The sequence below is a fragment of the Campylobacter ureolyticus genome, assembly GCF_027277485.1.
GTDB lineage: Bacteria > Campylobacterota > Campylobacteria > Campylobacterales > Campylobacteraceae > Campylobacter_B > Campylobacter_B ureolyticus_B.
Genome location: NZ_JAPXGQ010000010.1, coordinates 59,899 through 81,370, shown reverse-complemented (window position 1 = coordinate 81,370; position 21,472 = coordinate 59,899). Strand labels below are relative to the sequence as shown.

The 21,472-nt window shown below is 28.3% G+C and carries 18 protein-coding genes and 1 tRNA gene; 6 read left to right on the top strand and 13 right to left on the bottom strand.

Annotation, left to right across the window (positions count from 1 at the left end; translation table 11 throughout):
• Positions 1-350 precede the first annotated feature (350 nt).
• From O6B72_RS06965 to O6B72_RS06945, 5 genes are all read left to right on the top strand, one after another.
• Positions 351-1,508, top strand: coding sequence for a tyrosine-type recombinase/integrase (locus O6B72_RS06965; protein WP_269492653.1), 1,158 nt, complete (start codon positions 351-353; stop codon positions 1,506-1,508).
• Between the two features lie 152 nt (positions 1,509-1,660).
• Positions 1,661-3,034 (top strand): adenosylmethionine--8-amino-7-oxononanoate transaminase, encoded by a 1,374-nt coding sequence (gene bioA, locus O6B72_RS06960; RefSeq protein WP_332112748.1) that lies wholly within the window; start codon positions 1,661-1,663, stop codon positions 3,032-3,034.
• A 3-nt stretch (positions 3,035-3,037) separates the two neighbouring features.
• Entirely contained in the window at positions 3,038-4,363 is a 1,326-nt protein-coding gene (locus tag O6B72_RS06955; protein WP_269492652.1) for a sodium:solute symporter family protein, read from the top strand.
• Positions 4,344-5,117 (top strand): threonine/serine exporter family protein, encoded by a 774-nt coding sequence (locus O6B72_RS06950; protein ID WP_269486739.1) that lies wholly within the window; start codon positions 4,344-4,346, stop codon positions 5,115-5,117. Before O6B72_RS06955 ends, O6B72_RS06950 begins: the two co-directional genes overlap by 20 nt.
• The gene (locus O6B72_RS06945) at positions 5,114-5,611 is read left to right on the top strand and encodes a threonine/serine exporter family protein (protein ID WP_016645966.1); all 498 of its coding nucleotides are present in this window, start codon (positions 5,114-5,116) and stop codon (positions 5,609-5,611) included. The genes O6B72_RS06950 and O6B72_RS06945 overlap by 4 nt, the downstream gene beginning before the upstream one ends.
• Positions 5,612-5,637: 26 nt before the next feature.
• On the opposite strand, the gene O6B72_RS06940 is transcribed toward O6B72_RS06945, so the two are convergent.
• The 8 genes from O6B72_RS06940 to pheS form a co-directional block, all read right to left on the bottom strand.
• Positions 5,638-8,370: a M16 family metallopeptidase gene (locus tag O6B72_RS06940; RefSeq protein WP_269492651.1), complete on the bottom strand. Its 2,733-nt coding sequence runs from the start codon at positions 8,368-8,370 to the stop codon at positions 5,638-5,640.
• Positions 8,367-9,239 (bottom strand): Ppx/GppA phosphatase family protein, encoded by an 873-nt coding sequence (locus O6B72_RS06935; protein ID WP_269482765.1) that lies wholly within the window; start codon positions 9,237-9,239, stop codon positions 8,367-8,369. Before O6B72_RS06935 ends, O6B72_RS06940 begins: the two co-directional genes overlap by 4 nt.
• Entirely contained in the window at positions 9,239-10,819 is a 1,581-nt protein-coding gene (serA, locus tag O6B72_RS06930) for a phosphoglycerate dehydrogenase (protein ID WP_269482978.1), read from the bottom strand. Before serA ends, O6B72_RS06935 begins: the two co-directional genes overlap by 1 nt.
• Before the next feature lie 45 nt (positions 10,820-10,864).
• Complete coding sequence (locus O6B72_RS06925) at positions 10,865-12,541, bottom strand: 30S ribosomal protein S1 (protein ID WP_156847657.1); 1,677 nt, start codon at positions 12,539-12,541, stop codon at positions 10,865-10,867.
• A gap of 104 nt (positions 12,542-12,645) precedes the next feature.
• Positions 12,646-13,473, bottom strand: coding sequence for a 4-hydroxy-3-methylbut-2-enyl diphosphate reductase (locus tag O6B72_RS06920; protein ID WP_156847656.1), 828 nt, complete (start codon positions 13,471-13,473; stop codon positions 12,646-12,648).
• On the bottom strand, positions 13,463-14,740 hold the full coding sequence (gene aroA / locus O6B72_RS06915) for a 3-phosphoshikimate 1-carboxyvinyltransferase (protein ID WP_156847655.1): 1,278 nt from the start codon (positions 14,738-14,740) through the stop codon (positions 13,463-13,465). The genes O6B72_RS06920 and aroA overlap by 11 nt, the downstream gene beginning before the upstream one ends.
• Complete coding sequence (gene pheT / locus O6B72_RS06910; protein WP_269492650.1) at positions 14,737-17,064, bottom strand: phenylalanine--tRNA ligase subunit beta; 2,328 nt, start codon at positions 17,062-17,064, stop codon at positions 14,737-14,739. Before pheT ends, aroA begins: the two co-directional genes overlap by 4 nt.
• Positions 17,061-18,044, bottom strand: a complete 984-nt coding sequence (pheS, locus tag O6B72_RS06905) for a phenylalanine--tRNA ligase subunit alpha (protein ID WP_156847751.1) — start codon at positions 18,042-18,044, stop codon at positions 17,061-17,063. Before pheS ends, pheT begins: the two co-directional genes overlap by 4 nt.
• Before the next feature lie 132 nt (positions 18,045-18,176).
• On the opposite strand from pheS, the gene O6B72_RS06900 reads away from it, so the two are divergent.
• Positions 18,177-18,536, top strand: coding sequence for a histidine triad nucleotide-binding protein (locus O6B72_RS06900; protein ID WP_016645975.1), 360 nt, complete (start codon positions 18,177-18,179; stop codon positions 18,534-18,536).
• Positions 18,537-18,657: 121 nt separating this feature from the next.
• On the opposite strand, the gene O6B72_RS06895 is transcribed toward O6B72_RS06900, so the two are convergent.
• From O6B72_RS06895 to O6B72_RS06875, 5 genes are all read right to left on the bottom strand, one after another.
• The gene (locus tag O6B72_RS06895; protein ID WP_050333803.1) at positions 18,658-19,200 is read right to left on the bottom strand and encodes a hypothetical protein; all 543 of its coding nucleotides are present in this window, start codon (positions 19,198-19,200) and stop codon (positions 18,658-18,660) included.
• Between the two features lie 71 nt (positions 19,201-19,271).
• Positions 19,272-19,357 (bottom strand) — tRNA-Leu (locus O6B72_RS06890).
• Positions 19,358-19,394: 37 nt separating this feature from the next.
• Positions 19,395-19,739, bottom strand: coding sequence for an ATP synthase F0 subunit C (gene atpE / locus O6B72_RS06885; protein WP_016645977.1), 345 nt, complete (start codon positions 19,737-19,739; stop codon positions 19,395-19,397).
• A gap of 157 nt (positions 19,740-19,896) precedes the next feature.
• Positions 19,897-20,562: a protein-disulfide oxidoreductase DsbI gene (gene dsbI / locus O6B72_RS06880; RefSeq protein ID WP_018712399.1), complete on the bottom strand. Its 666-nt coding sequence runs from the start codon at positions 20,560-20,562 to the stop codon at positions 19,897-19,899.
• A gap of 31 nt (positions 20,563-20,593) precedes the next feature.
• Positions 20,594-21,289, bottom strand: a complete 696-nt coding sequence (locus O6B72_RS06875) for a thiol:disulfide interchange protein DsbA/DsbL (protein ID WP_018712400.1) — start codon at positions 21,287-21,289, stop codon at positions 20,594-20,596.
• Between the last annotated feature and the right edge of the window lie 183 nt (positions 21,290-21,472).

The window sequence follows — 21,472 nt, the reverse complement described above, 5'->3', positions numbered from 1 at the left end:
TTATATAATAGGTAGGGTTGGGACATTTTGTAAAAACTTAAACTTTTAAACTAATTTTTGCTTAATGCTTTTTCTTGCCTATTTATCGTAATTTAATATATTTTTAACTATACTAAACTTAATATAAAAATTCTATTTATTGGGACATTTTGTAAAACTTAGGCTAAATTTAGCTTATTTTTTATTATTTTAATTTTTCAAATCTCTATATATTTGCATTTAAGCTTCAAAGGACTATTTTACTCTTTTTTAATTATATTAAGTTTTTATATTAATTTATTTTTTAAGATTTTATTTATATTTGTTAGTACTCATTGGCTTTATTGATGAAATTTTGCTAAAATATTTTTATGAAAAATTTAGAAAAAAATAAAAATATATATCTTCACAAAGGTAGATTTTATATTGACTGTCAAAAAGATGGTGTTAGGATACGCCGTTCTACTGGTCTTAAAAAATCAGCTCTAGCTTTTAATTTCATTCGCCAAAATTACGAGATGTTTCTTGGCTCTCGTGCAGAGTTAGAACAAGCTCAGCGTGAATATTATAAGCTTGAGGACGAGCAGGTTGATCGTAGGCTAAGAAAAGGGGAAGAAAGTACTACACCAATAAAAAATACGAGCGAGTTTAGCTTTGATAGTGTTATAGATAAAGTCTTACAAGAGAAATCATTTTTAAAAGATAAAACTGTTAATTTTTATCGTACGATGAGCAATGTTGTTAGTGATTTTTTGGAAAATAAAAATATTTACTACCTATCTGATTTTGAAAGGCATCATAGTGTTGAATTTGTGCAGTATTGCAAAGATAGGGGTTTAAAGGATAGCTCTATTAGTGGATACTGCTCTTTTTTTAAAATGTTGTTTCGCTATGCTATTAATAATGATTTAATTTCTAAAAATCCATTTTTTATTCCTAGATTTAAACAAAAATATGAACCACAAGAAACTGATAAATTTGTACCATTTAGTCTTGATGAGATTTTAACTCTTATTAGGAATGCTGGTGATGAAGAGCTTAGATTATTTTTAGTTGTTGCATTCTTTACTGGTGCTAGAACTGGGGAGATTTTTGCTCTTACTTATGCAGATCTTGATTTTAAAAATAGGCAAATTCGCATCAATAAAACTCTTTCTGATTTAGGTGTTGTTGATTCACCCAAAACCAAATCAAGCAATAGGGTTATTGATATGCTTGATATAGTATATAAAGAGCTTATAAAACTTAATAATGCCCATAAAGATGAACAAATTTTTAAGCTATCTCGCTCTATGATTAGAGTTAAATTCAACAATTTGCAAGAAAAACTTGGCTATAATAAGCGTAGGCTTTACGACACTCGCCACTCTTTTGCTTCTGTAATGCTAAGTCGTGGTGAAGAGCCTATGTGGGTTGGTTGCAAAATGATGGGACATAAGGATTTAAATGAAACTTATCGCTCTTATGCCAAATATCTACCCAAAGAAGTTAAAAAAAGAGCTACTTTTTTAAATGATGTTGTCATATAAAATTTAAAATTTAGACATATTTTTAAAAAAGTATGCTATAATGTGTTAAATTTTATAATAAATAGAATGATTTTTACAGCTTTAAATGTATCCATAGCTCCATTTATAGGCTATACAGCTTATAACATTTAAAAGATAAATTTAGTTGTGATATTATAAATTTAGAGCCAAATTTAAACATTCAAAAAGCATCTTTAAAATTTAGAAATTTTATAACAAATTATAAAAAAACTGATGATTTTATTGACTTAGAGTTTGATAAAAATCATCTTTTTCACCCATATACCTCATCTATAAAACCTCTTAAAACTTACGGTGTAAACAATGCAAAAGATAGCTACATATATATAAATGATGAAAAATTTAAAAATAAAGCATTAATTGATGGGATGAGCTCTTGGTGGTGTGCATATCTAGGCTATAAAAACACTGACTTTAATAAAGCCATAATTAAGCAAATTAATAAATTTTCTCATGTTATGTTTGGAGGACTAACTCACGCTCCTGCCATAAATTTAGGAAAAAAACTACTTAATTTAATGCCAAAAAATATGAATAAAATTTTTTATAGTGATAGTGGATCAGTTAGTGTCGAAGTAGCTTTAAAAATGGCACTTCAATTTCAGCAAAACAAAAATCCGAATAAGACAAAAATAGCAACTTTTAAAGGTGGTTATCATGGAGATACATTTGGTGCTATGAGCGTTTGTGATCCAATAACTGGAATGCACTCTTTATTTAAGAACACACTTGCAAAACAAATTTTTATGCCAAAACCAATCTCTAAATTTGGTTCAAATTTTGATGAAAAAAGCCTTATAGAAATGAAAAAAATTATCTATGAAAACAAAGACTATATTGCAGCCATCATAGTTGAGCCAATTGTTCAAGGAGCTGGTGGGATGTGGTTTTATCATGAAAATTACCTTAAATTTTTAAGAGAAATTTGTTATGAAATAGATGCACTTTTAATCTTTGATGAAATTGCAACAGGCTTTGGAAGATTAGGTGAAATGTTTGCTTATAAAATAGCTAATGTTAATCCTGATATAATATGCATTGGAAAAGCGTTAACTGGCGGAGTTATGAGCTTTGCAGCTACAATTTGCTCTAAAGAAGTAGCTGATGGAATTTGCGAAAATGACAGAGTTTTTATGCACGGTCCAACATTTATGGCAAATCCTTTAGCTTGCAGTGTAGCAATAAAAAGTTTAGAAATTTTGGAAAATTCAAATTTTAAAGAAAAAGTTAATCATATAGAAAAACTACTAAAAGATGAACTTATGAAATGCTATGATTTTCAAAGCGTTAAGGATGTTAGAGTTTTGGGTGCTATTGGAGTTGTAGAGATTGATAAAGAAGTAAATACAGAAAATATCCAAAGTTTTTTTGTAGAAAATGGAGTTTGGATAAGGCCTTTTGGGAAGAACATCTACATAATGCCACATTTTACACAAAATGATAAAGAATTAAAAACTCTTTGTAATGCGATTTATAATGCAATTAAATTTAAAAAATACGAGTAAAAAATGAGTATATTATTTTTTACATATTTGTTTATAATTTATTTTATAGGATACTTAGAGTTTAAAAAAACTAAAAATGTTACCCACTATACAATTTCTAGCAAAAATGCCTCTTGGTATTTAGTTGGTGGCTCAATTATCGCATCATGTATTGGAGGAAGTGCAACAATAGGCGTAATAAGCTTAAGTTATGAAGTTGGTTTTCCAGCCATTTGGTGGCTTTTAAGCGGAGCAAGTGGACTTTTAGTTTTATGTATATTTTTAGCTAAAAAAATAGCTATCTCAAAAGCTCTTACAATGCCTGAAATGATAGAGTATTATATAGGAAAAAAAGCAAGGTTTATAGCATCTATTATTATAGTTCTTGCTTGGAGTAGTATTTTAGCAGCACAACTTTTAGCAAGTGCTTGGATACTAGCTGCTATTTTAAAAATTCCATTTAATTTTGCTGTTTTTGTAAGTGCGTTTATCATAATTACTTATTCTATTTTAGCAGGTCAAGCAAGTATTTTAAAAAGTGATTTGGCACAAACTATGTTGATGTTTATAACATTTTTTATAATTATTTTATGGTTTGTTTTTGTCAAAGATGTATCTATAACAAATTTAAATTTTGAGCTTTTAAATGATAAATTTACCATTTCAAAATGGAGTTACTTTATGCTTATAATTGGTGGAAGCTATGTAGTTTGTCCAATGCTCTTTGGAAGAGTTTTGAGTGCAAAAAGCAAATTTGATGCAAAATTTGGTGTAGCTTTTGGCGTTATAGGTATTATAATAGGCGCTATCATGGTTGTTTTAATAGGTCTTATTTCACAAAATTTTATAAATCAAACTGTTATAAATGATCAAATTTTAACGAAAGATATTTGTGAAACTTTACCGCCGTTTTTAGGAGCTATTTTATTAGTAGTTTTATTTTCAGCTATTATTTCATCGGCTGATTCATGCTTAATTACTGCAAGTAGCGTTTTTTGTAATGATATCTTAAAAACAAAGTCGCTAAAAATTTATAGAGTTTTTACTATTTTATTTGGTCTTTTTGCCCTACTTCTTACTTTTGGCAAAAAAAATATTTTAGGATATTTACTTGGAGCAAATGATATTTATGTAAGTGGAGTTGTTTTAGTTGTTTTTATGGCTATGATAAGTAGGAAAAAATTAAATGAAAATATATGTTTATTTGCTATGATTATAGGTGGAGGAGTTGGACTTATAGGAGCGATGAGTGATGAAAAAATTTACTCATTTATAGCTTTATTTTTAGCATTTATTATTTCAGTTTTAGCACATTTTAAAGGAGAGAGAGTTGAAGCCGGAAATCAATGAACTTACAAATTTTTTAGCTGATTATGCAGATTCGTTAAGTGGCGTGGGAGCGTATAATGCAAGAGTTATAAGATGCGTTAAAAGAATAGCCTCACACTATGGATATAACGCCTCTATTTTTATACTCATTAAATTTATAAACCTAACTGTAAGCAACAAAGAAAACCCTGAAATTAGAAAATCTTTTATAAAAGATGCAACTCAAAAAGAGATAAATTTAGAAACTATTTCAGATCTTAGCGCATTAAGCTGGGCGGTAAGTGATGAGAACTTAACCCTTAAAGAAGCAAAAGATATTTATCAAAAGATAATAGCAAAGAAAAAAAGAAATGTTTTAATCTCTTTTGCTTTAACAAGTATAGCTTTTGGAGCATTTTGCAGACTTTTTGGTGGAGACATTTTTGGAGTTGTGTTTGTGATTTTTGGTACATTTTGTGGAGTTTTATCAAAATTTTTACTGAATTTTAAAAAAGTTGATATTAGGATAGCTTATATATTTTGTGCTTTTATCTCATCATTTATTGCATATTTAGGATATAAATTTGGATTTAGCAAAACACCTGAAGCTTCAATTAGTTCAAGTATTTTATATCTTTTTCCAGGCATTGCTTTAATAAATTCAATGTTTGATATTTTAGATAAAAATGTTTTAATAGGACTTAGTAGAGCCGTAAATGCTACTATTTTAATACTTTGTATGAGTATTGGAATTTATATAACTTTATCATTAGTAGATTTTGGACTTATCTCATGAATACGTTTTTAATAGATGCAATATTTGCTGCAATTGCTGGACTTGGTTTTTCATATGCCAATAAGCCACCAAAGCGAATTTTAATTTTTTGTGCTACACTTGGTGGTTTTGGATACTCTCTAAGAGTTATTTTTATGAACTATTTTAGTTACACAATATCAACTTTTATAAGCGCTATTTGTGTAAGTTTTGTAGCTGTTTTTTTAGCTAGAAGGGTAAAAACCCCTATTGAAATAATTGCATTTCCATCACTTTTGCCAATGATACCAGGACTTTATGCTTACAAAGCAATGCTTGCAATGTTTTTATTTATACAAACAGATATAGAAAAGAAAAAATCTCACTATTTAGTTGAAATATTTGACTACGGCTCAACAGCAGTTTCAGCTATATTTGCTCTAGCTGTTGGAGTTAGCGTTGTAATATTAATTTTTTATGAAAAATCTTTTACAATGACTAGAAATAAAGATTTTAAAAAAAGATATTTAGACTAAATTTGGAGTAAAAAACTCCAAATTTACTATTTTGTGCCTTTATAAATATTTGATTTAATGATGAAATTATCTAAATCATATGCCAAATTTACAACTCTTTTTATATCGTTTAAAGTTATGTTATCAATTAAACTCATCATCTCATCATAGTTGTAAAAATAATTTTTATAAAGCAAATCTTGACTTAACTGATTTAGCCAAAAATTTGGGGTTTGATAAAGTTTTTCTAGTTTTACTTTTAAAGCAAGTTTTACACTTTTAAGCTCTTTTTCATCATCGTAAGAAGTTTTTAATAAATTTATTGTATTTTTAACATTTTTGACTATTGTGTTTATGTTTTTTACATCGCTTGTAAAATAAATACTTATACTTGCTTTTTTGTAAGGCTTATTTTGAAGCTCGTTGTGAGCATAAATTCCATAAACCATAGAATCTTCTTCTCTTATTTTTTCTCTTAAAAGTATATTTAAAATATCTGTTCCAAGGCTTAATGCAAGCGCATTTTTAGGTGTGTAGTTAAGATCATAACTATTTATAAAAATACTATTTTTAGATGAGTTTTCTTGCAAATATTTTCTTGTAAAATTTTTTCTTCCTAAAATTTGACGGATGCCATCATCTTTTATAAAAGTTTGATTTTTATCTGCACTTAAATTTCCGATATAGTTTTTAGAAATTTTAATAAATTCTTTTGGGCTCATATCTCCTACAAATACAAAATCATACTCTCCTGCGTTTAGAAAAGCTTTTTTTAGCATATTTTCTAAGTTATTTTTATCTAAATTTAAAATATCATCCTTACTTGAAAAACGCATTTTATAGGAGTTGTTAAAATAAAACTCATTAAACTCTTTTTCAAATTTATAATCTGGATGATTTAAATTTTTAGCCAATAGATCAAGTGCTAATGTTTGATATCTTTTAAGATACTCATCATCTATTTTTGGATTTTCAAAATCAGTAAAAAATGCTTTTAACAAATTTTCAAAGTCTTTAACTTGAGCATTTCCAATATACCCTAAAGATGTTTTATCGATAAATTTTTTATATTCAAACATCTGTCCAGCTGTTATTTTCCTAACCTCATAATCGTTAAACTTACCAATTCCACTTCCATTTGAAATATTTATAGCAAAGTTAAGATTTATAATATCATCAAAATTTGTAAGACCGCCTTTTTTAAAAGCTTTAAAATAAATGGTATCTTTATTTGTATTTATCTCTTTAAAATAGACTTTTGCACCATTTTCAAACTCAAATTTATATATTAAATTTTTATCAATACTAGAGCTTATTGGAGATTTATTTGCTATCTTTTTTTCTAAAATGGTTTTAGGTAAATTTAGACTATCATTTTCTAAAATTTGAGCATTTTCTTGCAAAATTTTAAACTCATCTTTGCTTAAAGAAATAGGTTTTTTTGTTGTTAAATTTACTAAAACTCCACTACTTGAAATACTTTTTTTAAACTCTTTATTTATCTCATCAAGAGTTATTTTATCAATAATATTTTGACTTATTTCTTTTTCATCTTTTGGACTTAAAAAAGTTGTGTCATCTTCTATTAAATTTAAAATTTCAGAAACTATTTCAGAGTTATATCTTTTTTGTTTTTTTTCAAAATTTGCTAAATTTTGTGCTAAAAGTTCTTTTTTTGCACTTAAAAAATCATCTTTATTAAAGCCATTTTTTTGAACTGTTTTAATAATTGAAATAAGCTCACTCAAACTAGCATTAACATCATCTTTTACAACTGTTGCATAAAATGAGTTTAGTTTTTTTAAATTGTATAAATTTATATCATAATAATTTGTGGTTAAAAGCGTCTTGCTTTTAGACTTTCTTTTTTCGTTTAGCAAAGAAAACATTTTTGAAATAAATCTATTTTTATACTCTTTTTCCAAATTTTCAATGCTATTTAATTTATAAGGCGTATCTTCAAACATTATAGAAACTGAATTATTTGCTATCTCTTCATCGTTTGGATTAAAAATAACAAGATCGTTAAAATAACTTATGCTTTTATCCGCTCTTTTTGCAAAATCATTATTTTTTATATTATCAAAATACTTTTTTATGAGAGTTTTAGTTTCGCTTTCATTAAAGTCTCCAACTATTATTAATTTTGCATTATTTGGAGTGTAAAATTTATTATAAAACCCTTTTAAAAGAGCTGGAGTTGCATTTTTTATTATATTCATATCACCAATTGGTAGTCTACTTGCATAGATGCTGTTTGGATAAAAATATTTTAATCCTTGATCCATTATTCTAACATAGGCATTTTTTCTATTTCTTTCTTCTTCGATGATTACCCCTTTTTCAGCCTCTAAATCACCCTTTTCAAACAAAGCCTTAAATCCCATATTTGACAAAACACTCAATGCCTTATCTAAATTTTCTTTTTTTATATCAAGTTTATAAATAGTTTCATTGAAACTAGTTGCAGCGTTTAAATCAGCTCCGAATTTTACTCCTAAACTTTCAAGAGCTTTAATAAGGTCGTTTTTTGTATAATCTTTTGTACCGTTAAATGCCATATGTTCGACAAAATGCGCTATTCCTCTTTCATTTTCGAGCTCATCACTTGATCCAACCTTGAAATAAAGTATCAAACTAATGCTATCTTTTGGAGTTTGGTTTTTATAAAGATAATATGAAAATCCATTATCTAATTTGCCTATTTTTAGATTTTCATCGTTTTTAAAACCAAAACAAATGGATAAAAAAATGGATAAAATGAGAATAATTTTTTTCATAGATTTTCCTTTTTTAAAATTTTTTCTATAATAACACCTTCTTTTAAACCATAATCAATAATTATAAAATTATCAAAGTCTTTTAAAATATTTTCATAAAGGTAAATTCCACAAAGTAGCAAATTTGTTTCACTTAAAATTTGATTATCCATGGCTTGTCCATCTGAGTTTTTAAGATGTGATTTTGTATTATTTAAAATAAGTTTTTTAAGTTTTTTAAAATCATCAAATTCTAAAATTTTTGAATTTTTATAATTTTGCTTTAAATTTAGTAGTTTTTTTGAAATAGTAGAATTTAAGACAATATTTTTTGGTTTTAAATTTTTTAAAAATTTATTTGCTTCTTTTGTTATAAATTTTGAATTTTTTTCTATATTTTCTAAATCTAAAAAATCATTAAAAACTTTTATGATTCCAAATTTAAAGCTTTTAAATTTTTCATCAAGCACAATTTCGCAACTAGCACCACCAAGATCAACTATAGCAAGATTGCTAGCGCTAGTGCCAAGCATTTCACATCTTTTATAAACTGCAAGTTTTGTTAACTCGCACTCTTTTAAAGGACTTATTACTTCAAATTTTATACCAAATTTATCGTTTAGTAATTTAAAAAACTCACCGCTATCTTTTGCAACTCTAAATGCTTCCGTTGCAACAGCCAATGCATTTTTTAAATCATAATTTTTTGATATTTTTTCTAAAGCAAGTATGATTCTATTTTTAGTGATATCACTTAAATTTTCTTTTAAGCCAAAAGCACTTTGAATGCCAAATTCATCAGTTTTTAAAACCTCAAATTGGGCATTCATTAAAGAAATTTTTAAACTGTTTGAGCCTAAATCAACTCCAACCAAACAGTCATTATTCATCAAACATTTGCGTATCTTGCCCAGATACAAGCCTCAACGCTATTTAACTCTTTTAATATTTCGCTGTTTATATCTTCATCAACTAAAACAACAGCCAAAGCATCTTTTTCCTCACCACGGCCAAGTCTAAAGTCTGCAATGTTAATATTTTCTTTTGCCAAAATTGCACTGATATCACGGATAAATCCTGGAATATCTCTATTTTTTAAGAAAATCATCTTACCTTTTGGCTTAAAGTCAGTTTTAAAACCATTAATATTTACAATTCTTTCTTCATTTTCCCCAAACACAACACCGCCAAAAGTAGTAACCTCTTCATCTGTTATAACTTTAACAGTGACTAAGCTTTTTAAATTTAAACTTGATGTAACGACGGATTCTGTTTTTATGCCTCGCTCATCAGCTACAAATTTAGCATTTACATAATTTATACTATCGCCAAGTTGAGTTTTTAATGCGCCTACCAATGCAAAAGTAAGCATCGGATCTAAATATTTTTTCAAATTTGATGAAACTTCTATTTTAATATTTCTTATAAGATTTTTATTAATCTGAGTTGCAAGATATGCCATTTTTGAAACTAAATCTAAATAAAGTTTGATTTCATTTGGAATATCTTCTGTTTTTATAGGTAAATTTAGAGCATTTGGATAACAAATTCCTCTAAGAGCACTTATTGCTTGATCGGCTGCTTGAACAGCTATATTTTTTTGCGACTCAACTGTATTGGCTCCAAGATGTTGGGTTGCGGTTAAGTTTTCAATATCAAGCAAAGGATGATCTGTTGCAGGCTCTTTTACAAAAACATCGATTCCAGCATAGGCAATTTTGCCATTTTTTAAATTTTTTAAAAGTGCATCCTCGTTTATCAAACCACCTCTTGCACAATTTACAATTCTTACCCCATCTTTCATTTTTGCAATTTCAGCTTCGTCAATCATATTTGTTGTTTCAGCTGTTTTTGGAGTATGAATAGTTATAAAATCACATTTTAAAATATCATTGAAATTTGAAGTATAATCAACACCTAAATCTTTTGCTTTTGATGGCTCAATGTATGGATCATAAGCTATTACTTTCATGCCAAAAGCAAGTGATCTAACTCCTACTCTTGAGCCAATATTTCCAAAACCTATTATGCCTAGTGTTTTTCCATAAAGCTCAGTTCCATACCATTTTTCTCTTTTCCAAATCCTATCTATTTTCAAATCATTGCAAGAATTTACATATTTTCTAGCCGCATTTAAAAGATGGCACATTGTCATTTCAACTGCTGCAATTGTGTTTGCTGTTGGAACATTCATTAGAATTATTCCTCTTTTTGAACATCCATCAATATCAACATTATCAACCCCAACACCAGCTCTTACAACTGCTTTAAGTTTTTTACCAGCATTTAAAAAAGACTCACTTATTTCAGTTGGACTTCTAGTTATAGCAACATCAGCATCAACTAATAAATTCAAAAGCTCATCCTTTGGAACATTTGTAGCATCAACCACCTCTATGTCTTTTTCTTTTGCTAAAATTTCAAATCCAGCTTCATTGATTGCATCACATACGATTATTTTATTCATGATTTTACACCTTTATGTAGAAAATAGGCACTTTTTAAGTGCCTAAAATTAATTATGAAGTTGTTCTTTTATAAGATCTCCAATAGTTACATTATCATCATTTTCGCTATTTATTTCATTTAAAACAGCTCTTTCTTTCTGCCTTGAAAGTCTTTTTACACTTAATCTAATTCTATTTCTTTTAGTATCAAGATAATCAATTGCTGATTCTATCTCATCGCCAACTTTTAAATCTTCAATATTAGAAATATCCTCTTTTCTTAAAAGAGCATCAACGCCCTCTTCAAGTTCAACAAATAAACCAAAATCTTTAATATTTCTTATTGTTCCTTTTACTATGTCACCAACTTTGTGACTAGCGGCATATTTTGCAATTGGACTATCTTCTAAATCTTTTTTACTTAGAGAAACCTTATCTTCTTTTGTATCAATTGAAGTTATTTTTACTTCAATCTCATCACCAACTTTTAATAAATCTTTGCAAGTTTCATTTCTATCCCAAGAAACATCTTCGTTTCTTAAAAGACCTTCAACTGTACCTATTTTAATAAATGCACCAAATTTAGTTATAGTTACCACACTTCCCTTTACAACATCGCCTACTTTATAGTTTTTCTTAAACTCATCAAAAGGTTTTTCTAGTAAATTTTTTAGACTTACCCTAAGTTTTCTTTTTTCAGTGTCTATCTCTATAACTTCAACATCTATTTCATCACCCTCATTTATAAAATCTTTTGGATTTTGGATATTTTTATCCCATGAAATTTCGCTAATGTGTAAAAATCCCTCTATATCATTTCCTAAATCCACAAATGCACCATAAGGTTCTATGTTATTAACAACTACTTTTATAACATCACCCATAGCAAGTCCGCTTTCTGCAAGCTCAAGCCACGGATCTGGCATTGCTTCTTTAATAGAAAGTGAAAGATGCTTTTTTTCTTTATCATAGCTTAAAACTTTAACTGGGACTTTATCGCCTTCTTTAAATAAAGTGCTTGGATTAACAGGGCCTTTATAGCTTATTTCACTATAATGAACAAGTCCATCAACACCACCAACATCGACAAACATTCCATAAGTTGTAATTTTCTTAACCACACCTTCAATGATATCTGTTGTTTGAGAAATTTGATCTAAAACTTCTTTTTTTGCTTTTCTTTCTTCATCTATGATTTTTTTTCTAGACACCAAAATAGCACTATTTTCTTTATCTATTTTAAAAACTCTTGCTTTATAAGTTTTCCCAATTAAAGAGTTAGAATCTCTTAAAGCACTTTGTGATCTTGGCATAAAGAACTCAACACCATCTTTGCTTACACAAATATATCCACCTCTATTTTTCGAAACAATTTTAACTTCAACATCTACTTCATTGTTTTCATCAAAATTTTCAATAAACTCAGCTACTTTTTTAACTCTTTTTGCTTTTTCAAATGAAACAAGTGGTTTTCCACCTCTGTTTCCTGTGATGATAACTTCTATTTCATCGCCTGGTTTTACAGTTATATTTCCATCTTTGTCAGTTACTTCATATGCTTTTAAAACACCTTCTGTTTTTCTATCAACATCAACAAAAATATCTTCACCTTTTATAGCAACAACGATGCCTTTTGTAACACCACCACCTGAAGTCTTTTCTAAAGACTCCTCTAGCATAGATTCAAAATCTTCAAATTCCTCACCTATAGTATTTTGAACTTCTTTCTCGTTCACCTCAGCCATTTTTTTCCCTTTAAATGTAATTTTTATTCACGGCAGAATAAATTAAGACTTAATTTTAGTTAAATTATGCTTTAAATCTTATTAAAACAATGCAATTTAGATTTTTATGAAAGCTCTCTTATTTTGTTTGAGACATTTGCTATAATCCAATCAGGTGTGCTTGCTCCTGCACTTATGCCACATAAATTTTTGCCTTTAAACCACTCTTTTTCTAACTCACTTTCATTTTCTATGTGATAACTATCAGAACAAATTTGTTTTGATATTAAATAAAGCTGTTTTGTATTTGATGAGTTTTTTCCGCCAATTATTATCATTACATCAGCTTTTTTTGCAAGCTTTTCTACAGCTTTTTGATTTTCTAAAGTAGCATTGCAAATTGTATTAAAAACTCTTACTTCTTTTGATCTAGTTATTAAAAAAGAGACTATTTTTGTAAATTCTTCAACTTTTTTTGTTGTTTGTGAAACAACTGCTACTTTGTTTGAAATTTTTTTATTCATAAGCTCATCCGTGTTTAAAACAACAAAAACATTTTTTAGCGCATAACTCATAATACCTTTTACTTCAGGATGATTTTTATCACCAAAAATAACAATATCATAACCATCTTTGCTCATTTTTTCAACAATATTTTGAGGCTTAGAAACAAATGGGCAAGTTGCATCAATTATCTTTTTATTTTGAGATTTAAAAGCATCTAAATCTTTTTTTGTAACGCCATGAGTTCTTATAATAATACTATTTTCATTTTCTAAATCTTGCATTGTATTTAATGTTTTTACATTAAAATGTTCTTTTAATCTATTTATCTCTTCGGCATTATGAATAAGCTCGCCATAAGTTGCACTATCTTTTGTATTTTCAGCAATTCTTATAGCTCTTTTTACACCAAAACAAAACCCATAACTATCAGCAAGCTCAATTTTCAACACTTACTCCAAGACTTTTTAAAATTTCTTTAAAATTTGGAAAAGATGCGTTTATGCAATCATCATCTTCTATTATCATTCCACTTTTTAAACCCAAAATTGCAAAACTCATAGCAATTCTGTGATCACCAAAACTATCAATTATGGCAGGCTTTAATTCGCCTTTTGATACAACACTAAATCCATCCTCAAACTCACTAACCTCAAGCCCACATGCTCTTAATCCACTAACCATAACAGAGATTCTATCACACTCTTTTACTCTTAATTCTTTTGCATTTCTTATAATGCTTTTTCCATTAGCACACGCAAATGCAATGGCTAAGGCTGGAATTTCATCAATTAACCAAGAAATATTTTCTTTTACTTCAATAGCTTTTAATTTTGCAAATTTAACCTTTATATCTCCGATTTTTTCATAATCATTTTGTGTTTGAACAAACTCAATATTAGCACCCATTTTTTCTAAAACTTTATAGGCTTCAATTCTAGTTTTATTAAGCAAAACATTTTTCAAAACAATATGTGAATCAGGTATGATTGATGCTGCAACAGCAAAATAAAAAGCTGAGCTTGGATCATTTGGAACCTCAATATTTAGTGGTTTTAATGCTTTTTTAAGTGGATTTACATCTACTCTAAGGCCATCTCGTTTAATATCAGCACCCATTGAGATAAGCATTTTTTCACTATGATCACGACTTAGCTCAGGTTCTTGAAATTTACATCCGTTTGAATTAAGTGCAGCCAAAATTAAAGAAGATTTTACTTGTGCTGAGGCAATTTTACTTTCATATTCAAAATATTTTAGCTTGTTCCCTCTTATGCAAAGTGGTGCTTTATCACCGTCATCTCTTCCATCTATGCTTGCTCCTATTTCACATAAGGGCTTTGTAACTCTTTTCATTGGCCTTTCATTTAAGTATCTATCCCCATTTAAAATAAAAAAACCATTTTTACTAGCCAACAACCCCATTAAAATTCTCATAGCGGTGCCTGAATTTTTACAATCTAGAATTTGACTTGGCTCTTTTATATCTTTTGGAGGGGTTATTTTTACCAGATTTTTTAAAATTTCAACTTTTGCTCCAAGAAGTTTAATTATCTCTAAAGTTGCATTTGTGTCATCGGCAAAAAGATAGTTTTTAATAACTGAAACATCATTGCTTAAAAGTGAAAAAATAGCACTTCTGTGCGAAATTGACTTATCAAAAGCTATATTTGAAAGTTCACCAATTATAGGAGTTTTCAAAGCATAAATTTTCATCTTATACCAACATTTAATTTTTCTTTTAAAGCTTTTAAAATTTCATCAAGTTCTTTTGAAATTTCATTATCCTCTAAAGTTTCTTCCATACTTTGGAATATAAATTTAATAGTTACACTATTGAAGTTTTTCAGACTATCATCACTATAAATGTCAACCAAATTAAAAGATTTTAAATTTTTAGTTTTTACAGATTTTAAAACTTCTCTAACTTCTTCGTAGCGCATATTTTTAGGGATGATTAAACTTAAATCTCTGCTAATGCTTGGAAATTTAGAATATGCTTTAGCGACGATATCGCCAAATTTAAGATCTTCATAATTAATCTCGCAAATGTATGTTTTAGGTAGCTCAAGCTCATTTTCAATACTTAAATCAACTCTACCAATATATCCAATTACTTTTTTATCTTGAATAATTTGAGCTTGTTCAAATTTATTTAAATAAGAAATTGCATTATTTGGGACCTTGCAACTAAATTTGCCAATTATATTCTGCACTTTTGAAGCAAAAGTTATAAAATCTGTCTCTCTTGGCTTTTGAGTATTCAATAAACTTGCTTCATTTACCAATCCACTCATTAAAAAAGCAACTTTATCGCTTTGTTTTGCATTTTCATCAAAAACAGCTCCTATTTCAAAAAGCTTAATTGATCTTTGAGAATTTTTATAGTTTCTTACACTTGATTTCAATAAGTGATTTATTAAAGTTGGCCTGAGAGTGTTCAAATCACTTGTTATAGGATTTAAAATTTGTGTTTTGCACTTTTTAAAACCAAATTTTAAAAGTTCTTCTTCGCTGTCAAAAATATAATGAATACACTCAAAAAAACCATTATCGCAAGCTTTTCTTTTTAAATTTTTTTTGTTTTTATACTCTTGAAAATAGTTGTTTATTCTATTTTGCTCATTAAATATAAGTGCTTTTGAAGGAATATTGTCAATACCAATTATTCTAACTATTTCTTCTGCTATATCGTAAACATTTTCAATATCATGTCTGAATAAAGGTACTTTTGCATTTATTAAATCCTGCTCTATTCCAATTTCAAATCCAAGTTTTTTAAGAATCTTAACTGCATCATTTCTTAAAATTTCTTTTCCTATAATGTTATTTATTTGCTCAGCACTGAAAATTACAGTTTTTGGTTCTTTTATAGGTTTTACTTTTTGAGTGCCACTGTATAAATTTATACTATCATTTTTTGAAATAATACTGCATAAATACTCAAGCCCTACACTAAGCTTTGGCTCACTTCCTCTAACTGCTCTGTAGATATGTTCATCACCTTTTAACTCTTTATTTTCATTAGTTGCTGTAGCTATTATTTTTGGATCTGTGTAATTTGCCTCTATTATTACTAGTTTTGAGTTTTCATCTACTTTAAACTTATCATCTTGTGAAATTCCTGCTAAAGAAATAAGCTGGTTGTTTTCATAAACACTTGAATTTCCAAATTTCTCAGATCTTATTTCGAGCATAACCTTATCGTCTTTATTTTTAAGCTTTTGACCATCATAAGCTCTGAGTAAAACTCCAGTTGAGTAAGTTGCATAAGCTAGTAAATTTTCAGTTACACTACCTTTTAAAATTCCTGCGAAATTTACCCTTAAAGACTTTATTAAATCAAGTTTTAACTCTTTTTCTATGCTAAAGGCTTTATATTCAAAAAAACTATTTATTTTTTCACTAGAATGAATTCCTAAAAGTCTTCCAATGCCTAAAAGACCATCTTGATCACTATATGAAAGTGGTTTTAAAGAAATATCTAAAGCAGCACTTAAATCTCTTGCAACACCATAAATACTAAGACAATCACCTCTATTTGGCGTAAGACCTATCTCAATAATATCATCATTTAAAAGTGGATATTTACAAAGTTCTCTTCCAATAACAATATCACCTAGGCTATTATCTAAAATCATAATACCATCATTTAGTTTTGGAAGTCCCAGCTCCGTAGCCGAACAAATCATACCAAAACTATCAACTCCTCTTAATTTTGCAGGCTTTATCTTAATACCATTTGGCAATGTTGCTCCAATTAGACTTACTGCAACATACTGACCAGTTTCTACATTTTTAGCACCACAAACAATTTGTAAAATTTCACTTCCTACATCAACTTCACAAATATTTAATTTATCAGAGTTTTCATGAGCTCTTTTACTTTTTACATATCCAATAACTACTTTTTGTGGCAATCTTATCTCACTATAGCTATCAACCTCTAAACCAATTTCATTTAAAATTTTAACTAATTTTTCACTATTTATTTGTGAAATATCTATCCATTCTTGCAACCAATTTCTAGTTACTATCATCTAAATTGCTCCAATAATCTAATATCTCCTTCAAACAACGACCTTAAATCAGGCACACCGTGTAAAAGCATGGCAAATCTTTCTACTCCAAGACCGAAAGCATAACCACTCACATCTTCATATCCAACAAATTTAAAAACATTAGGATCTACAACACCACTACCTAAAACCTCTAACCAGCCTGTGTTTGAACAAACCCTACAACCATGTCCTTTGCAAAATATACAACTTATATCCACTTCAGCAGATGGCTCAGTAAATGGAAAAAAACTAGGTCTAAATCTTACTTTAACATCACCAAACATATATCGTAAAAAATCCTCTAAAATATATTTTAAATTTGCAAAGCTTACTTTATTTCCTTTTTCAACAACTAATCCTTCTATTTGATGAAACATAGGCGTATGAGTAAGATCAAAATCTCTTCTAAAAACAGCCCCGGGTGCTATCATTCTAATAGGTGGTTTTTCATTTTGCATAGTTCTAATTTGAACCGGACTAGTATGTGTTCTTAAAAGATGATTGTCAGATGTGTAAAATGTATCTTGCATATCACGCGCTGGATGATATTTTGGTAAATTTAAAGCTTCAAAATTATGAAAATCATCCTCAATTAAAGGTCCATTTTCAATACTAAAATTTTGAGATAAAAAATACTCTATTATTTTATCCATTGTTATTGTTATAGGATGTAGGGCTCCAATACTTAGATTCTCATCAAAAAGCGTAACATCAACAGCTTCTTTTTCCATTCTCTCTTGTAATTTCAAATTTTCAAGTTCATGCTTTTTTTCTAAAATTGCACTATTTAAAATCTCTTTTTTTTCATTTAATTTTTGTGCAAATTCTTTTTTCTCATCTGCTTTTAAATCTTTTATTTTTGAAAATTCAGCGGTAATTAGCCCTTTTTTTCCAAAAAGCTTAACTCTAATCTCATCTAATTCATCAAGTGTTTTTGATGAATAAATCTTTGATATCATTTCATCCACTTTTATTCCTTGTGTAAATATTTCTGTAGATTTTATCTAAATTTGTTTAAATTAAAAGTAAAATTTCTCCTAAATTCCGTAATTTTGGTTATAATACCTTAAATTTACAAAAAAGGTATTGACATGAAAAATATTTTTGAAAAAATAGTTGATGGAGAAATTCCTAGCAATAAAGTTTTAGAAAATGATGAATTTTTAGCATTTCACGATATAAACCCAAAAGCTCCAATCCATATATTAATAATCCCAAAAAAATGCTATAAAAACTTTCAAGAAACAGATCCAAAAATTATGGTTAAAATGACCGAATTTATCCAAGAAGTTGCTAAAAAAATGGGTGTCGATAAAACAGGATATAGACTTATAAATAACTGCGGAGAAAATGGCGGACAAGAAGTTATGCATCTTCATTTTCATTTACTTGCAGGTGCAAAACTTGCATGGGATAATTCAGCGGGCTTTAATGCAAAAGATGAGTTTTAAATTTTATAAACTTAAATAAATTTCTAAATTTAAAGCCTTGAAATTTAGACAAAATTTTTGGCTTTAAATTTGAGGTTATGGTCTGTTTTTTGCAAAATTTAAAGATTTAAATCATTTAAATTTAATGAATTTCTATTTTTACAGCTTTACTTCTGTCTTTAAATCTTTCACCTTTTGTTTTGCACATTGAAGCTTTGGCGTCATTATATAAAACTTCATAACAATAATCGCCGTTATATTTTATAAATTTTATTTTTTCATTATTGTTAAACAATGTGAAATTTTCATTTTTAAATTCTAATGTATCGTTTTCATAATTCCATTTTCTATCTCTTGGCTTATTATCTAATAAAACAGATCCGTCCTTTTCAAATTTTAAAAACCATTTGTTACCAGCAGTATTTAAAAAACTTGTTACTACTCTATCCATTTCAAAAGTCCATTCACCTTCAATTTTTAAATTATCAAATTTATTAGTTTTTTCTTTAAATTTATCTTTAATTTCATTAACTGGTTTATTGTCAGTTGCTATATTTAGCATTTCTTTACCTAATAATTGAATTCCTTGTTTCATTCCATCGGATACAGTTTTTCCTACATCTAGGTTATAATCTTGTGCTTTTAATAATGCTATAAATAATAAAAATATGGATACTTTTTTCATTTTTTACCTTTACAAATTTATTTTTTAGAAACTAAAGCATTTATTAGAAGTATTCTTAATTTTTTCTTTAATGGTGCGATCAGCGAGACTTGAACTCGCATGAGCGTGGCTCACTACCCCCTCAAGATAGCGTGTCTACCAGTTCCACCATGATCGCATAAAAAGGAGTTACCCTGAAAAATCAGGGTAAAAAATTAGTTAGCTACAGCTTTTAGTGCGTCTGTAACAAATGGGTTTGCAAAAAGCAAAATAAAGCAAATTACAAGTGCATAAATAACTTGAGCTTCAATCATAGCCAAAGAAATATACATTGTAGTTGAAAGCTTGTTAGAAACGCTTGGGTTTCTTGCTATTCCTGAAATAGTTGCAGAAGCAGCATTTCCCATACCTAAAGCACCACCTAATGCAGCAATTCCTAAAACAATAGAACCACCAATAACTGAGCAAGCAGTTATAGTTGTATATGAGCCAAGCAGCTCATTGTCAGCTCCAAAAGCAAAGCCAACTAATGCAAACATAAGAAAAAATAGTTTTTTCATATGATAATCCTTAAAAATTTATTTTATTTAAAGTCTTTTCGGATCATTTCCCCTACTTAGAAAACTTTAAACACATAATTATATAAAAAATAAGCTTTTAAATTGATTAAAAATTGAGAATTTGCGAGTGCAACTAACTATATGCACTCGCTTAATTTTATGCCTTTTTAGCTTTTAATAAATTTATTATCCAACAAATAAACATTACAGCTAAAAGTGCAAATGCAACAATATAAGCCAATAATGTACAAGTTGCCATATCAGCAAATTTCATAGATGGAATAAGATACCAACCCTCACTGTAAAGATTTGTAAAAAATTCCTGAATTGAGTTTAATGTAACACCATCTGGAATAATTGGCGCATCATATCCACAATCTCCAGTTGGCTGAAACCAATCAGGTGCCCATTTTGCTAGCGGAAGCCCAAAAGGAAAGCTAGGATCTGTCGAACATCCTTGCATACCCATCATAGCAAATGGATCATCTGAATGAACAGCTTTATGAATAGCACGAAGCTTAACGCTATATCCAATGCCAATAATTGCACCGTAAAATCCAAAAATATAACCTATTAACTTATTAATTACATTTTTTGGATTTATAGCAGCTATTAATCCACCAAGCGCCATTACAAGCATTGAAAATCTTATATAAACACATTGTTCGCAAGGTGCCATATGTAAATAGTTTTGAAAAAAACTATGAGCTAATAAAACCATACCAAGCATAGCCACAAACATAACTAGCCATAAAAATCTTTGGTCTTGCCATCTTGCTACTGTATTTATTGGCGAACTTTTAAAATTTTTCCATAAACCCATTAATTTTATCCTTAAAGTTAAATTTTATTTACTATTTCATACTATGAAGTTCTTTGATCATATCAGCCATTTGATCTATACCTTTAATAGCGCTTGTTTTAATAAGATATTTTCCATCCACAACAAATGCAGGAACACCCTGAACTTTTGCTATCATATAGGCATCTCCATTATTATCCATACCCCAAGAATTTAAAATATTTTTAACTTCGTCAGTGTTTAAAGCAGCTTCAAAATCAGCCTTATCTATACCTGCTGCTGCTAGAGCAGTATTTAAAAACGCATCTACATTTGCTTGGTTGCTTGCATCAGCTCCCCATCTTTCTTTTTTATCGTGATAAGCTTTATAAAGTGCAAATTTTGCTTTTTTAAATTTTGATTTATCATCTAATAAGTTTACTCCATCAGCATTATCTTTTGCAATTGCAACAGCTAAAACCTCACTACCATATTTACCAAAAACTCCTTTTGTAGCTAAATGATAAGGTACAAATTTCATATCAGAAACTTTTTCCATAACTGGTTTTGTAACTGCTTTATCATACTTATAGCAAAATGGACAATCATAACTAAATGCTTTTATAACTGTTCCTTCAGCGTTTGGAATAACCCTTTCAAGTAAAACGTAGTCTTTTCCTTCTTCTAAAGCATTAGCTCCTACGCCAACTACTAAAGCTAAAACAGCAATTGATTTTGCAACACTTTTAAAAATTGAAGATATTTTCATTTATTACTCCTTAAAAAATATTTTTGAAAATTTCAGTTCACATTTTATAATATTTTCGGTAAAAAGTCAAATTTAATTTACCTAAATTTTATTTGCAATACATATAAATTTATAAAATTTTATAAAATTAAAGTATTGCTTTACCTTATAAAGACTATTTTTAGGTATAATTTTACAAAAGTT

Excerpts from the sequence above, each read along its gene's own strand:
- O6B72_RS06935 (WP_269482765.1), bottom strand. The coding sequence starts at position 9,239 with ATGAATAATGACTGTTTGGTTGGAGTTGATTTAGGCTCAAACAGTTTA.
- O6B72_RS06955 (WP_269492652.1), top strand. The coding sequence starts at position 3,038 with ATGAGTATATTATTTTTTACATATTTGTTTATAATTTATTTTATAGGA.
- O6B72_RS06965 (WP_269492653.1), top strand. The coding sequence starts at position 351 with ATGAAAAATTTAGAAAAAAATAAAAATATATATCTTCACAAAGGTAGA.
- O6B72_RS06940 (WP_269492651.1), bottom strand. The coding sequence starts at position 8,370 with ATGAAAAAAATTATTCTCATTTTATCCATTTTTTTATCCATTTGTTTT.
- pheT (WP_269492650.1), bottom strand. The coding sequence starts at position 17,064 with ATGATAGTAACTAGAAATTGGTTGCAAGAATGGATAGATATTTCACAA.
- O6B72_RS06900 (WP_016645975.1), top strand. The coding sequence starts at position 18,177 with ATGAAAAATATTTTTGAAAAAATAGTTGATGGAGAAATTCCTAGCAAT.
- O6B72_RS06875 (WP_018712400.1), bottom strand. The coding sequence starts at position 21,289 with ATGAAAATATCTTCAATTTTTAAAAGTGTTGCAAAATCAATTGCTGTT.
- atpE (WP_016645977.1), bottom strand. The coding sequence starts at position 19,739 with ATGAAAAAACTATTTTTTCTTATGTTTGCATTAGTTGGCTTTGCTTTT.
- aroA (WP_156847655.1), bottom strand. The coding sequence starts at position 14,740 with ATGAAAATTTATGCTTTGAAAACTCCTATAATTGGTGAACTTTCAAAT.
- O6B72_RS06895 (WP_050333803.1), bottom strand. The coding sequence starts at position 19,200 with ATGAAAAAAGTATCCATATTTTTATTATTTATAGCATTATTAAAAGCA.
- dsbI (WP_018712399.1), bottom strand. The coding sequence starts at position 20,562 with ATGGGTTTATGGAAAAATTTTAAAAGTTCGCCAATAAATACAGTAGCA.
- pheS (WP_156847751.1), bottom strand. The coding sequence starts at position 18,044 with ATGATATCAAAGATTTATTCATCAAAAACACTTGATGAATTAGATGAG.
- O6B72_RS06925 (WP_156847657.1), bottom strand. The coding sequence starts at position 12,541 with ATGGCTGAGGTGAACGAGAAAGAAGTTCAAAATACTATAGGTGAGGAA.
- O6B72_RS06945 (WP_016645966.1), top strand. The coding sequence starts at position 5,114 with ATGAATACGTTTTTAATAGATGCAATATTTGCTGCAATTGCTGGACTT.